This is a genomic window from Pseudomonas sp. RW10S2, from assembly GCF_014268985.1.
Taxonomy (GTDB): domain Bacteria; phylum Pseudomonadota; class Gammaproteobacteria; order Pseudomonadales; family Pseudomonadaceae; genus Aquipseudomonas; species Aquipseudomonas wayambapalatensis.
Map to the genome: position 1 here is coordinate 1 of NZ_JABWRO010000132.1, position 14,664 is coordinate 14,664.

At 62.4% G+C, this 14,664-nt stretch carries 10 protein-coding genes and 1 rRNA gene; 8 read left to right on the forward strand and 3 right to left on the reverse strand.

The features are described from left to right. Both HU729_RS22120 and HU729_RS22125 read left to right on the forward strand, forming a co-directional pair. On the forward strand, positions 1–3,309 hold a 3,309-nt coding region (locus HU729_RS22120; protein WP_186711564.1), incomplete at its 5' end, for a type I secretion C-terminal target domain-containing protein. A gap of 159 nt (positions 3,310–3,468) precedes the next feature. After that, positions 3,469–3,810, forward strand: coding sequence for a tryptophan synthase subunit beta (locus HU729_RS22125; RefSeq protein ID WP_186670455.1), 342 nt, complete (start codon positions 3,469–3,471; stop codon positions 3,808–3,810). Between the two features lie 21 nt (positions 3,811–3,831). Here the strand turns inward: HU729_RS22125 and lapD are convergent, their stop codons facing one another. Both lapD and lapG read right to left on the reverse strand, forming a co-directional pair. Then, positions 3,832–5,778 (reverse strand): cyclic di-GMP receptor LapD, encoded by a 1,947-nt coding sequence (gene lapD / locus HU729_RS22130; RefSeq protein ID WP_186711565.1) that lies wholly within the window; start codon positions 5,776–5,778, stop codon positions 3,832–3,834. 9 nt (positions 5,779–5,787) lie between these two features. Further along, positions 5,788–6,549: a cysteine protease LapG gene (gene lapG / locus HU729_RS22135; protein WP_186711566.1), complete on the reverse strand. Its 762-nt coding sequence runs from the start codon at positions 6,547–6,549 to the stop codon at positions 5,788–5,790. Between the two features lie 204 nt (positions 6,550–6,753). Here lapG and HU729_RS22140 point away from each other — a divergent pair, with 204 nt between their 5' ends. The 6 genes from HU729_RS22140 to HU729_RS22165 all read left to right on the forward strand — a co-directional run bounded on the left by HU729_RS22140 (position 6,754) and on the right by HU729_RS22165 (position 14,341). Further along, complete coding sequence (locus HU729_RS22140; protein ID WP_186670444.1) at positions 6,754–7,446, forward strand: GntR family transcriptional regulator; 693 nt, start codon at positions 6,754–6,756, stop codon at positions 7,444–7,446. A 72-nt stretch (positions 7,447–7,518) separates the two neighbouring features. After that, positions 7,519–8,103, forward strand: a complete 585-nt coding sequence (locus HU729_RS22145) for a thioesterase domain-containing protein (RefSeq protein WP_186711567.1) — start codon at positions 7,519–7,521, stop codon at positions 8,101–8,103. A gap of 591 nt (positions 8,104–8,694) precedes the next feature. Further along, positions 8,695–9,471: a DUF3050 domain-containing protein gene (locus HU729_RS22150; protein ID WP_186670448.1), complete on the forward strand. Its 777-nt coding sequence runs from the start codon at positions 8,695–8,697 to the stop codon at positions 9,469–9,471. After that, the gene (locus HU729_RS22155) at positions 9,468–10,397 is read left to right on the forward strand and encodes a diiron oxygenase (RefSeq protein WP_186670450.1); all 930 of its coding nucleotides are present in this window, start codon (positions 9,468–9,470) and stop codon (positions 10,395–10,397) included. Before HU729_RS22150 ends, HU729_RS22155 begins: the two co-directional genes overlap by 4 nt. Positions 10,398–10,407: 10 nt before the next feature. Beyond that, positions 10,408–13,839, forward strand: a complete 3,432-nt coding sequence (locus HU729_RS22160; RefSeq protein WP_186711568.1) for an amino acid adenylation domain-containing protein — start codon at positions 10,408–10,410, stop codon at positions 13,837–13,839. Positions 13,840–13,873: 34 nt separating this feature from the next. Then, complete coding sequence (locus HU729_RS22165; RefSeq protein ID WP_186711569.1) at positions 13,874–14,341, forward strand: SRPBCC family protein; 468 nt, start codon at positions 13,874–13,876, stop codon at positions 14,339–14,341. A gap of 118 nt (positions 14,342–14,459) precedes the next feature. Here the strand turns inward: HU729_RS22165 and rrf are convergent. Continuing rightward, positions 14,460–14,575 (reverse strand): 5S ribosomal RNA (gene rrf, locus HU729_RS22170). Between the last annotated feature and the right edge of the window lie 89 nt (positions 14,576–14,664).

Consider the following 14,664-nt stretch of genomic DNA (forward strand, 5'->3'; position numbering starts at 1 on the left):
GGGGGGGCCACCTCGGTGACCGAAGGTGACACCGCCCACTACCACCTGACCCTGAGCAACCCGTCGAGGTCCGAAGTGACCATCGCCTTGACCTACAGCGGCACCGCCACCGAGGGCCAGGACTTCACCGGCGTGGTCACCGTGAAGATCCCGGCGGGCAGCAGCACCGCCACCTTCGACATCAAGACCATTGATGACCAACTCGTCGAGGGCTCGGAGAACTTCACCGTCCAGATCAGCGGTGTCAGCGGCGGCGGCTTCGAAAACCTGCAGGTCAACCCGAGCAAGTCGAGCGTCACCACCACGATCATCGACAACGACCACATGCCGGTATCGCCAGGCGGCGCCGTAACGGGCACCGAAGACACCGACTACGTGTTCCAGTGGGGCGACTTCAAGGTCACCGACGCCGATGGCAACACCGGCCTGGGCGTGACCATCAGCAAGCTGCCGGATCTGGGCAACCTGAAGTTCTTCAACGGCACTTCGTGGGTCGACGTGTCGCTCAACCAGACCATCAGCCAGGCCGACATCGCCGCCGGCAAGCTCAAGTTCGTGCCGCTGGCCAACCAGTCGGGCGCAGATGGCTATGGTGGCAGCGGCGTGGGCAACAAGCAGGCCGACTACGCACAGATCAAGTACAAGCCAAACGATGGCACCAACACCGGCAGCGAAGTGACCATGAAGGTCGATATCACGCCGGTCGCCGACAGGCCTGACCTGTCGATCGGCAACAACAACGTCAACTCGATCGGTCTGACCAAGGAAACCTGGAGCAGCCTCAACGGCCTGGGCAACAACGGCAACGGCATCACCGGCGACCAGCTCAAGAACGTGTTCGCCAACTCCGGCAACGCCAGCAAGAGCGAGCAGGTCACCACGGTCGATACCACCGCCACCGTGACCCCGGGCACCGGCTCGAAGACCTCCGGCCTGATCTATCTGGAAGCCGGCAAGACCTACACCTTCAGCGGCACGGCCGACGACAGCCTGCAGATCGTGATCGGCGGCAAGAACGTCGCCAGCGGCACCTGGGGCAACGCCAGTGGCGCCATCACCGGCAGCTACACGCCGACCACCAGCGGCTACTACACCCTGGAGATCTACAACGCCAACCAGGCCGGCCCAGGCAGCCTGGACATCAACATCAAGGTGGGCAACGGCGCGGTCACCGACCTGAACAGCTCGACCATCCCGATGTACCCGAACCTCGGGGCGATGACCAATGCCGGCCTGACCGTTTCCGAACTGCACGGCAGCAACGGCCAGGGTTACTACGACGGCTACAAGCTCAACGAAGGTCGTGAGAATGGCGCCCCCGTCAAGCTGGTCGGCATCAACACCAACCTGACCGACACCGACGGCTCGGAAACCCTGAGCGTGAAACTCAGCGGCATCCCGGCGGGCTCGGTGATCAGCGATAACGCAGGCCATAGCCTCACCGTCGGTAGCAGCGCGGTGGACGTCACCGGCTGGAACCTGGGCAGCCTGGCAATCAAGCCACCGACCTACTACAGCGGCCAATTCGATGTGAAGGTCAGCTCCACGTCCACCGAAAGCGTTGGCGGCAGCACCGCGACCAACGAAGGCACCATCAAGGTCACGGTGTACCCGCAGACCTACAACACCAGCAACCTGACGTCGGAAGGCGACAGCTTCACCGGTACCGATGGCAACGATATCGTCGTCGCCGACGTGGTCGGCCTGCACGTGGTGCCAGGTCAGAACTACAACATCGCCTTCATCGTCGACACCTCGGGCAGCATGGGCTCGTCTGGCGTGGATGCGGCGAAGCAGTCGCTGGAGTCGGTGTTCAAGACCCTGGCCGCCAGCGTCAAGGGCGACCAGTCCGGTACCGTGAACATCCTGCTCGTGGACTTCGCCAGCCAGGTGAAATCCTCGGTCTCGGTGACCCTCAACGATGCCGGCCTGCAGACCCTGCTCAACGCCCTGAAGACGCTGAACTCCAACGGCGGCACCAACTACGAGGACGCCTTCAAGACCACCGCCAACTGGTTCCAGAACCTCCAGAATGCTGGCAACACCGGCAGCAACCAGACGTTCTTCGTCACCGACGGCAAGCCGACCTACTACCAGACCAGCGAGCGCGGCAACCCGACCCTGGGCAACACCAGCACCACGCTGGACAGCTTCCTGACGGCGAACAACTGGAAACCAGGCAATACGATCTCCAAGTACCTGGACAACACCAACTACATAACCATAGACAGCACCGGCAAGCTGACCGTCCAGACCTACTCCTGGGGCAGCTGGAACGTGACCACCAGCGGCGATGTGCGTGCCGAAGGTAACGGTGGCTATGAACTGTCCACCCGCGCCGGTAACGGCTCCGATACCACGACCGCGACCATGAACGACTCGACCGCCGCCTTCAAGCTGCTGTCGGGTCTGTCGCAGGTCGAGGCCATCGGCCTGAACAGCGATATCAAGACCAACGATCTCAAGCCGTTCGACAGCGATGGCAAGCCACAGACCAACATCGACCCGAGCAAGCTGGCCGAAGCCATCCTCGGTCACACCGAGGTCACCCAGCCGGGTAACGATACGGTCAACGGCGGTGACGGCAACGACATCATCTTCGGTGACCTGGTCACCTTCGACTCGGTCGCAGGTACCGGTGTCGATGCGATCCGCGGTTATGTCGCCAACAAGCTGGGCGTCGATGCGGGCGATGTAGATGCACGGGCAATGCACAAGTACGTGACCGAGCACTACACCGAGTTCGACATCTCGCGCAGCAACGACGGCAACGACACGCTGATGGGCGGCGATGGCGACGACATCATCTTCGGCCAGGGTGGCGACGACTACATCGACGGCGGTCGGGGCAACGACATCCTGCTCGGCGGCACCGGCAACGACACGCTGCTGGGCGGTGAAGGCAACGACATCCTCATTGGCGGTGCTGGCAACGACGTGCTGATCGGTGGCAAGGGTGATGACATCCTCATCGGTGGTACCGGTGCCGACACCTTCGTGTGGAAGGCCGGCGACCTGGGCAACGACGTGATCAAGGACTTCAAGGCCACCGAGGGCGACCGCCTCGACCTGCGCGACCTGCTGCAGGGCGAGAAGGCCAGCACCATCGACAACTTCCTGAAGATCACCACCGTGAACGGTGAGTCGACCCTGCAGGTCAGCACCGAAGGTAAACTCAATGCTGCCGGCGGCCTGGCCAACGCTGACGTGACCATCAAGCTCGAGGGCGTGAACTGGTCGAACACCACGATCAACTCGTTGATCAGTGGCGCCGACCCGACCATCAAGATCGACAACTCCAACAGCTGATGCCCACGCCCCTGGCGGCCTTTACCGGCCGCCGGGGGTGCGGTGCTTTCCTGCCGTCGCCTCACGGCGCATACTCGCCTGCCAGGCCCGGCAGGCCTGCTGAACTTTGCCTATGCTGCTGACAACCAAGAAGGAATCATCGTGACGAGGGTCGATGCCATGTTCTACGTGCAACGCGATGCCAACGGCCAGTTGCTGCGGGTAGAAGCAGCTGCCTTTGCCGAGCACACCGACACGCTGCCGGCCGACCATACCGAAATCCAGGAATGGTTCGCCGATGATGTCGTGGAGAACAGTCTCAAGCAGCTCAAACAGAGCGATCTGGACATGATCCGTGTGCTCGAGGACTTGATCGAGGTGTTGACCGCCAAGGGCGTGTTCAGCATCACCGACCTGCCCCCTGGTGCCCAAGCCAAACTGCTCAGCCGTTCCACCGCGCGCAAGGCGTTGGGAAGCCTGAACAACCTGATCGAAGACGATGAAGAGGGCGGGTTGATCTGAGGATCTGCGGGTACAGCGCCCTCATTTCCAGGGCGCTGGCTCTCCAACCAGTTGCCCCTGGATTCCCTGCACGCCCATCTCGCGCAGCACCTGCAGCTCCCCTTCCGTCTCCACACGTTCGGCGATCAACGGCAGGTCGATGCTGTGCGCTGCCCCCTGGATCGCTTCGATGAACAGCCGCTTGTGCCGCTCCTGGTCGATGCTGCGGATATAACCGCCATCGATCTTCAGGTACGCCAACCCAAGGTGAGCCAGGTTGCCGATCATGCTGAAGCGCCCGCCGAAGCGCTGCAGCGCCAGACCGAAACCGAGCTTGTGCAGGTGGCGGGTCAGTTTCTCCAGCTGTGCCTGCTCTGGCAGTTGCTCCTCGCCGATCTCGAAGGTCAACCTGGGCCCCAATGCCGCATGCTGCCCCAGCAGCTCGTAGACTCGCTGCAACGCCTTGGCATCGGCCAGGGTGGCGGCGGAAAGGTTCAGCGCCAGCGACTCGCCATGCTGCTGCAGATGCCGCAACACGTTCTCCAGCACCAGCAGGTCGAGCCGTGGCATCCAGCCGAAGCGCTCGAGCCAAGGCAGGAAGCGCCCGGCGGCGAGCGCCTCACCCTGTCCATCGTGCAGACGCGAAATCACCTTGTAGTGCAGGACACGCTCTGGCGCCGGGCAATCCACCACGGGCTGAAAGAACAGTTCGAACTGTCCCTTGTCCAGCGCCTGGTCAAGCCGTGAATGCCAGGCGTGATGGCTGTCGGCAGCCTGGGCCGCGGCGCCCTGCTCCAGGCAGACCCAGCCCGGCTCCGGTTGGCTCTCGGCCCGTGCCAACGCCTCGTCGGCCAGCTTCAACAAGGCTTGCGGTGCATCCCCAGGGCTGAACGGCGCCAACCCGATACAGGCCACCGGGTCGACATCGCTGGCCCCAGTCACATGCAGGCTCTGCAAGGTCGCCTCAAGGGCCTGTGCCAGTTGCACTGCCTCCTCATGCACCATCCCCGGCGCCAGTACGGCAAACTCGCCACCGCGGCTGCGGGTGATCAAGTCCTTGGTTTCCGGATAGCTGGCGCATGTGCGCCGCAACTGCTCGCCCACCGCCTGCAGCAACTGGTCGGTGCGCTGGCCGCCCAGGCGGGCGTTGAGGCCGGCCAGGTCCTGCACCCGCAGCAACAGCAGGTAACCGGCTCGGGCCTCTTCGAGGTTGCTGACACGCGTGTTCAACTGCATTTCGAAGTAGCGCCGGTTGGCCAGGCCCGTGAGGCTGTCCTGGTACGACTCGCTGCGCAGCTTTTCGCTGCGCTCGGCCTGTTCGGTGAACAGTGCCTTGAGCTTCTCGACCATCTGGTTCATCGCCTGCACCACCCGACGCAGTTCTGGCGTACGCGGCAGCTCGGGCAGGCTGAGGAACTCACGGCGGGCGATGGCGTGGGACTGCGCCACCATGTAGTCCAGCGGCCGCAGTTGGCGGCGCAACAGCAGTGCGCCCAGCACCGCACTCACCACCCCGCACAGCAGCAACCAGCCAAGGCTGCCCAGGGCGCTCTGCCAGAGCTTGGCCAGGGCGAACATCGGGTGGCTGATCACCTCGACCCGCGCAGCCTGCTGCCAGCCCCGGCTGACAAGGGCATCGCCGCCGGCCGGCTCCAGCCCGATCAGGCCGATGAACCAGCGTGGCACGCCATTGCTGTCTGGTTCGGCATGACGCTCGACGAGGACGGCGTTGGAGTCCAGGTCGATGACCTTGATACTCGAGTAATAACCGCTGTCGAAGATCGAGCTGACCATCAGCTCGACCATCGCCGGATCATCGATGTTCGGTGTGAGCGACAAGGCCAACGCCGTCGCCGCATCCTGGGCGTGGGAGCGCAGCTGGTTGACGTACTGGCTGCGCGAACTCTCCAGGCTGACCATGAAGCTGCCGCTGAAGGCGATGGTCAGGAGCAGGCATATGGCAAGCAACAATTGTTTGAACAGTGACATCTGTGCTCCTCAATAAACCGGTTCGGCCGGGAACCCTTCGGCCTGCATTTTCTTCAGCACGTCCTGCCAGCGTGACAGGCGCTTGGTATCGCCGACCTTCTTGTTGCCCCCGGCGCCGGTCAGCCACAGACCTTCGCCATTGAAGGCATAGACCGGCAGCAGGTCGTTGCGCTGGCTGGCCGGCTTGATCGCGTCCATCAGGCTGTCGAGCACCAGCGGCTGGGCCTGTGGGCTTGAATAATAGGTCAGGACCATGTGCGCCCGGTTCAGGCGCAACGCCTTGACGTAGGTGATGCGCAGTTTTTCGGCGGGCACGCCCATGCGGCGCAGGCTGAAATACTTGGCGATGGCGTAGTCCTCGCAATCGCCGGCACCCTTGATCAGCGACTGGACCGGCGTGGCCCAGTAATCGACCTCATGCCACAGGTCGATGTCCTCGACATAGCGCAGCTGCTTGTTGAAGAACAGGTTGACCACCTGCAGTTTGTCCAGTTCGCTGCCCTGGTTCTGCGTGGCCATCAGGTTCTGCCAGGCGTCGATACGCCCCTGCCCTGCACCAAGCGGGCCGTACAGCTGTTGCGCGCGGCGGCTGATCTGGGCGAAATCCCAATCCGCATGCAGGCCGCCCAGCAGCAGGCAGCCAAGCAGCACGGCGAGGCCGAGGCGACGCACGGCCAAATTGAGCATTCCAGGTATCGCCACTGCGAACACCCATCCAGACCAGTCCAAAGCAGCGATGGTGCGGCTTGCCGGGGGAAAAGACAATGGCACCTTACAATCACGGTGCGCGTGAAAAAGCGTAGGAGGTTACGATCATCGAGCCAGGAAAAGTCCGACTTCCTTTGCTCGATGACTTCATTCACGATAGCCGCATTCCATCGGCCGCAGGCACCCGTCACCGCGGTTTGACAAGCCATCACCCCGCTGACTAGGGTTATTGGATCCAATCATCGCAATCATCGAGGCAGACTCCGCGTGGCCGAGAAAACCAGACTCCTCAGCTCCGTGCTGGGTAACGAGCAGGTGCCAGCGCACCTTGCCCGCAGCGTGATCGAAGAGCGTCTGCGCAGCGCTATTGTCGATGGGCGGCTGCCTCCCGGCACCGCCTTGCGCCAGCAGGAGCTCGCCGGCCTGTTCGGGGTCAGCCGCATGCCAGTGCGCGAGGCGCTGCGCCAGCTCGAGGCGCAATCGCTGCTCAAGGTGGTGATGCACAAGGGCGCCGTGGTCGCACCGCTGATCGGCGAAGATGCCGTCGACACCTATGGCCTGCGCGTTCTGCTCGAGACCGAAGCGCTGCGCCAGTCGATTCCCCACCTGGACGCTAGCGACATCGCCCTCGCCCGCAACTACATCCAGCAACTGGAGAACGAGACACGCCACGCGGAGATCGGCCGCCTCAACCGCCTGTTCCACATGACGCTGTACAGCAAGGCGCACAACCACAAGTTGCTGCGCATGATCGAGATCGAGCTCAACGAAGAGGAGCGCTTCCTGCGCTTCCACCTGTCGTCGATGGGCCTGGGCAAGCTGACTCAGGACGACCACATCGCACTGGTGGACGCTGCCAGCGACAAGTTGGTGGACCAGGCCATCGACGTGCTGGAAAGGCACCTCAATACGGCATCACGTACCATCAGGAACTACCTGAACAGCCAAGCCGGCAAATGAATCACCTGCTGACATAGCCAAAAGCCGTGTCAGCCATGAAGCTCCGGCACCGAACGGAGCGAAGGACAGACAGTGCACGTCCAGAAACCACCGGCACCAGAGCACTCCGGGCAACCCCCGAGAATCCGTCTGATCTGCCTCGCCTGTAGCCAGGAGCACCTGGAGCAATATCGCGCCTGGTCCCATGCCTTGAGCGACCATATCGAACTGATAGCAGTGGATGTTCGACGCCATGCCGAATGCAGCCCGTGCGACCCGCTGCAAGGCCCCTCTCCCCTGGCCCGAACCGTGGCCAAGCACCTGCATCCTTACCTCGAAGGGCCCCATGCCATGTTTGGCCAGCGCCTGGGGGCGCACATGGCGTTCGAGCTGGCACAACTGGCGGAACGCGAGTACCCCGGGCAGACCCGCCATTTGTTTGTTTCCAGCTGTGACAGCCCAAGGGTGGCAGAACCCGATGCCAGCGCGAATGCCATACGGTTACCGGTGACGGTCCTCTACCCACCTGGAGCCCTCCCCGAAATGCTTGGCTGGCACGCCTTCGTCCGGCGCGAACTGGAGCTCATCGAGTTGCCCGACCATAGGGTCGACAAGTCGTATCAAGACCAAAGACTCGTGAGAATCTTCAACACGCATCTTGGCTTATTGAGCCTCTGAGCAGGCTACTCCCCCTCTTGAAGGCGTTGTTTCCCCTGATGCGCTGCCAATGACCATGGCAGCGCGAGTCGTTTGAGCCCACTCTAGTCGCGCTGCGACTGCCGATCGTCCGTCCCGGGCCCGGTCGCATGCCTTCCATTTACCCGCAGAAGGAGCCCGACACCGGGGCAAGGGCCGCGTGGCGATCAGCCGCCCCTCAACAGTGGAACATCCTCGTACTTCCATTCACCAGTGCTTCGAGTGAGGCATTCACTCAACTTTGTTTTCTGATGACTAATTATCGGAAGGGGCCTGTCTTGCCAAAATAAAACACTTCAAATGTTTTATTCAGCACACTATTGCTCGAAACTTTTCAATTATTAAAATATTTCAAAAAACATTTGCGGCAAACTTTGATGTTGTTCTAACTTTTATATCGCCGACACCCGACACGGCTTGACTACGTACAAGCCAGACGAATCAAGGGGCGGCCACCATCACCGAGACTGTTCAGCCATCGAGTACCTATCGAGGACCCCGTTCGCCCGGCGTATTTCAGCGGCTGCAACTTATCGGGAAAACATGCCAACTTTCACACAATGGATATCAACCATGAGCACATTGAAGCGCACACTTTCCAGTCATAAATCCACGCTCGCCCAACACCCGCTCTTCTCAGAAATCGACACTATTGAAACCTTGCAACGTTTCATGGAAACCCATGTTTTCGCGGTGTGGGACTTCATGTCGCTGACCAAGCGCCTGCAACGGGAACTGACCTGCGTAAGCCTGCCCTGGCTACCACCGGTGGACCCCGCCGCCGCCCGCCTGATCAACGAGATCGTGCTCGGCGAAGAATCTGATGACTGCCCGCAGCACGGCCACTACAGCCACTTCGAACTGTATCTGGACGCCATGCGCGAAGTGGGTGCCAGCACCCAGGCCATCGAGCGCTTCGTCCATCTGCAACAACAGGGCCTCGACTACGCCACTGCCCTGCAGCGCTGTGGCGCCAGCGAGGCCGCCAGGCACTTCGTCGGTGACACTCTCGAGGTGGCACTCAACGCACCTGCCCATCGCGTGGCAGCCGCCTTCCTGCATGGCCGCGAAAGCGTCATCCCGGCGATGTTCCAGCAGATCCTCGACGAATGGGGCATCGACCAGGCGCAGGCCCCGACCTTCCGCTATTACCTGCAGCGCCACATCGAGGTCGACGCCGAAGACCACGGCCCGGCCGCCGAAGCATTGCTGGCCCGCCTGGTGAACGATGACCCGCAACGTCAACACGAGGTGTACGAAGCCGCCATCGCCGCCGTCCAGAGCCGCACCGCGCTGTGGGACCGTCTGCGCGCCTCGCTGCAGGTCACCGCCAGCGAGGTCACGCCATGAACGCGCTCGATTACCGCTCCTTCGCCGACAGCTGGGAGGAGCGTGCCACCATCCGTACTCGCCCGCGGCGGCGGCTCGAGGACGACCAGCGTCTGATCTACCCCCTCAGCCGCCAACCCTTGGTACTCAGCGCCACCTTCCAACGGGCTTGCCCGCACCTGCGTGATTTCGTGCTGGTGCAGAGCCTCTACAAGTTCATCAACGACGTGGTGATCTTCGAGACCGAAATCGTCGACCGCACGGCCCGGCGGATTGCCAAGGACCGCTTCACCGTGCGCTTTCCCTTCGCCTGCCGCTATGACGCCATGACCGTGGTGGTCGACGAGGACTACCACGCGCTGGTGGCCATGGACTTCCTGCAGCAGACCATCGCCCTGACCGGCCTCGAGCCGATCGCCCTGCCCACCGAGATCGAACTCAGCCGTGCGATCCCCACCGCACTGGCACAGGTGCCGGAAACGCTGCGGGACGCTCTTGAGCTGATCTGCGTCGGCATTGCCGAAAACACCCTGACCGACGATGTCGCCGCCTTCGCCCGCGACGACACGGTCAAGCCCTCGGTGAAGGGGCTGATGGCCGATCACCTGCTCGACGAAGGTCGGCATTCGAGCTTCTGGGCGCGGCTGACGCGCATCTATTGGCAAGCCGCGCCCGAGGTCGATCGCCAGATGATCGCCCAGGTGCTGCCCGTGTTCCTGGGCCAGTACCTGACCAACGACATCCAGCAGGCCTTCGACTTCAACCTGATCGAGGCCTTGCCAGTCAGCGAAACGCTGCGCCAGTCGCTGCGCGAGGAAGTGCTCGGCCTGGCCTACCCGATCAACCACCAGCATCCGTTGCTGGGCAACATCCTGCGCTTCTTCCGCAGCAGCTCGATGCTCGAGTCGCCCTGCGTGCAGGAAGCCCTGCGCGGCTACCTGCCCTGAGGAGATCCGCATGCGACGTCTCGACATACTGATGGTCGGCCACAGCCTTGCGCTGCGCAGCCTGGCCCGAATACTCGACGAGCAGGGCCACGCCACCCTGCTGGCCGATTCACCCTCGATGCTACGCCAGGCCCTGGCCAGCCATCACTCTCTGGTTCTGGAGGACGGCAGCCTGGTGCTGTGCACCAGTGACTGGGCACACCTGGGGCAAACGCCGTTGCTCAGGGTGCGCCTGGGCGCCAGCCACGCCGACACCCTGCCACACCTGGAACTGCTGTGCTGGTGCGCCAGTGCCACGGCTGCGCGCCTGATCAGCCGCGTACCGCTGGTCGCGCCCATCTCGGGCAATGGCCAGCAACTACGTGAAGATGCGGTGCGAGCTTTGGAGGAGTTGGTCACCCGGCAGGTCGCGTACCTCGCCCGCGACCCTCAGCATCTGAACGAAGCGTGCGCCGTCGAGCCCGGCTTGCAAACGCGTGAGCACGGTCTGGATTGGCTGCAAACGCTGGCCTACCGACATCCGTTCAACCGCTCTCAACGCACAGATCTGCTGGTAAGTAGCGAAGTCGGCTTGATGGAGGGCCTGGACCAAGCTCTGCGCCAACACGCACGGCAACCGGCGCTGAACCGCGATGGCCAGCGCAGCAGCTATCACGACTTGCACGCACTGAGCGCGGCCTTGCAACGGGCACTGCTGCCGTTACTGCCTGATCAGGACGATCAGCCAGTGGTGGTGGGCGTCTGCCTGGCCAAGTCGCCAGCACTCTACGCCAGCGTGTTGGCGATATTGGGTTGCGGCGCAATCTATCTGCCACTGGACCCGACGACACCCACAGAACGTCGTCAACGCATTCTGCAGGATGCTGGCGCACGGGTCCTGCTGCATGACGGCCAGCCACAGGCCGAGTTGGCCCTGCTGGATGTGCGCACGCTGCAGGTGCCCACTGACAGCTGCCTGCCCTCGCTGGTCCTGCGGCCCGAGACAGCAGACCGGGCCTGCGTGGCGATCTATACCTCAGGCACCACCGGTCAGCCGAAAGGCGTGCTGCTCAGCCAGCGTAACCTCACCCACTTCATCGCCTGGTATCGCGAGCATGTCGCACTGGATGCGCACAGCCGGGTGCTGCAGTTCTCAACCATCGGCTTTGACGCCTCGCTGCTGGATATCCTGCCGACCTTCGCCTGCGGCGCGGAACTGGTCATGCCCAGCGATGACCAGCGCCGCGATCCCCAGCAACTGGTGCAACTTATCCACAGCCAGGCGGTGAGCCATGCGTTTCTGCCGCCAGCGCTGTTGAGCATCCTCCCGCATGACAGGCCGCTTGGCCTGCGCCACCTGATCACCGGGGGCGATGTCTGCGAGCCCCAGGTCATCGCGCGGTACAGCGAACAATGCCGGATGCACAACATCTATGGCCCTACCGAAACCACGGTATTGGCGACGACTCGCGTCTGCGCTGCCGGGGACAGTAATCGCAACCTGGGGGTGCCAATCGCCAATACCCAGGTACTGATCCTGGACGACGACTTGCAGCCGGTCACTCAGGAGACACCCGGAGAGCTGTACATCTGCGGCCCGGGGGTCGGGTTGGGGTATCTGAACAATCCGGAACTGACCGCCGAGCGTTTCGTCGTACTCGACCTGCCCGATGGCCGTTCGCTGAGCACCTACCGTACAGGTGATATTGGCAAATGGACCGCACAGGGCATCGAGCTGTGCGGGCGACGCGACAATCAGGTGAAGATCCGCGGGTTTCGCGTAGAGCCGGAAGAAATCGAGCACTGCCTGCGCAACAGCGGCCTGTATGCACAGATCGCGGTGGTGATCGATGCCCAACGCCGCGTCCTGGCTTTCGCCGCGCAACCGACGTGTGATGCGGCCGACACTGGATTGCGTGAGCATGCTGAGCGGCATCTGCCCGACTACATGCGTCCGGTGTTCTACCAGGTATTGGAGCAAATGCCCTACACCGCCAACGGCAAGGTCGACCGCCAGGCGTTGCGGGCGCATCCACTGACCTTGCCAGCGGCACAGCGGCTAGCACCCAGCACACCGACCGAGCAGCGTCTGCTCGGGCTCTGGAGTGAGCTGTTGGAACTGGCCCAGTCGGATATTTCCGTCGACGACAGCTTCTTCAGTCTGGGCGGGCATTCGATCCTGCTATCGCGGCTGCTGCTGGAGGTGCGCCAGGCCTTCGGCCGCGGCGTGGCGATCAACCGCTTCATCGAACAGCCGACGCTACAGCGCCTGGGTGCGCTGCTCGACGGTGACGGTAACTCCCTGGAGACTTCGCTCCAACGCCTGGAGCAGGACGCCAACCGTGACCTGGACCTGCAGGTACTGCCTCTGCAGGCCATGGGCGATGTGCACAAGGTTATCGTCACGGGCGCCAACAGCTTTCTCGGCGTACATCTGGTCGAAGCACTGCTCGACTGGGGGGCCACGGAGGTGGCGTGCCTGGTACGTAGCAGCGCATCACAGAGTGCCACTGAACGCTTCAGACAGGCGTTGGCAGACAATCAGCTAAGCCTTGATGACAAGCGCGTACGGGTATTCGACGCGGACCTGCGCCGCCCTCGGCTGGGGCTGAGCGAAGCGGACTACGACGATCTCGACCTGAACTACGGCGCACTGCTGCACAACGCTGCCCAGGTCAATCACGTACTCGATTACCAGGCCTTGGTCAGCGACAACATCGAACCGCTGTTCGAATGCCTGCGCCTGTGCGAAGGGCGACGCAAGAAGGTCTTCAACTTCGTCTCGACGCTGTCCGCTTGCAGCGCAATGGACAGCGACGGCCGCGTGCTGGAGCAAGGCCCCGCGCCGACTCCGCCAATCTACATCCGCAACGGCTACAACCTGAGTAAATGGGTCGGCGAACGTATCCTCCAGCGGGCACGTGAAGCAGGGGTACGGGTGAATCTGTTCCGTCCCGGCAATATCAGCTTCGACAGCCGCAACGGCGTGTGCCAGCCCCAACGCAATCGCTTGATGCTGATGCTCAAGGGCTCACTGCAGCTGGGCCAGGTACCACGGCTGGAGATCGATTTCGACCTCATGCCGGTGGACTTCCTCGCCCGCTTCATCGCCTTTCACAGCAGCAGGCACCAACCCGCGCAGTGCGTCTTCAACCTGCACAACCCCGAACCGCTGCGTTGGCAAGACTACCTGGCCGCATTCCGCGAGCACGGCCACCGCTTCGAGCTGGTCGAGGTGGAGCAGTGGCAAGGCCAGCTGAGGCGGGTAGATCGCGACAACGCGCTGTTCGATGTCCTGGGCTTTTACCTCGACGGCTTCGAGGAGGACATCGGCGATATCTCCAGCATCGAGCACGGCAATGCCCGCGAGGGTGTTCGGCGCATGGGCGCCCGCTACCCGGCCAAGGATACGCAGTTGCTGCGCCGCGGCTGCAGCTACCTGAGCGCTATCGGCTTTCTCTGATTCCTTCGTTCATTCACAACAGGAGCAACATCGCATGCAAACACTCAAACCCGACACGCTGGTCCGTAATCCACAAGGCTGCCTGGTGGTATCCAGCGTGGACATTGCAGCCCCGGCGGCGGCTGCATGGAAGATCGTCGGCAACTTCGCCGGCTTCCCGGTGTTCATTCCCGCCTTGGCCCATATCGAGATGACCGGAAGCGGAGTGCGTTCGGTGCGCAAGAAACTGTTCAAGGATGGCAATGTGGTCATCGAGCAGTTGAACTCGCGAGACGAGCAAACAATGCAGATGACCTGGAGCCTGATCTACACCAGCCTGAATATCGGCAACCTGTGGGCTGCGATGCAGGTCGAGGCGCTGGATGCGCATCGCAGCCGTGCGGTCTGGACTATCCAGGCCGAACCCTGGGAAGGCGGCCCGGAGGCATTGCCAGGCTTCCAGGCATTTCTCCAGGGCTTTGCCGATGAGGCGATGGCGAACGTGCGCAATCTACTGAGCTGAAGGCGATAACCCGAGCCGCTGTTGTGGGATGTGCGCTGACCGCAGCAGCGGATTTTCTTGGGCACCAGAAAGACAAAACCCCTACCTGCTCACGCAGATAGGGGTTTTGCGAAATGAATCTTGACGATGACCTACTCTCACATGGGGAAACCCCACACTACCATCGGCGATGCATCGTTTCACTGCTGAGTTCGGGATGGGATCAGGTGGTTCCAATGCTCTATGGTCGTCAAGAAATTCTGTGTGCTGGCCCGTCTCAAGGACGTGCCTGCGAATCTCTGTAGTCTCTACTTAAAGACAAAACCCCTACCTGCTCGCGCAGA

Coding starts and splice junctions, on each gene's coding strand:
- HU729_RS22125 (WP_186670455.1), top strand. CDS start 3,469: ATGTTCTACGTGCAACGCGATGCCAACGGCCAGTTGCTGCGGGTAGAA.
- lapD (WP_186711565.1), bottom strand. CDS start 5,778: ATGTCACTGTTCAAACAATTGTTGCTTGCCATATGCCTGCTCCTGACC.
- HU729_RS22150 (WP_186670448.1), top strand. CDS start 8,695: ATGAGCACATTGAAGCGCACACTTTCCAGTCATAAATCCACGCTCGCC.
- HU729_RS22155 (WP_186670450.1), top strand. CDS start 9,468: ATGAACGCGCTCGATTACCGCTCCTTCGCCGACAGCTGGGAGGAGCGT.
- HU729_RS22160 (WP_186711568.1), top strand. CDS start 10,408: ATGCGACGTCTCGACATACTGATGGTCGGCCACAGCCTTGCGCTGCGC.
- HU729_RS22165 (WP_186711569.1), top strand. CDS start 13,874: ATGCAAACACTCAAACCCGACACGCTGGTCCGTAATCCACAAGGCTGC.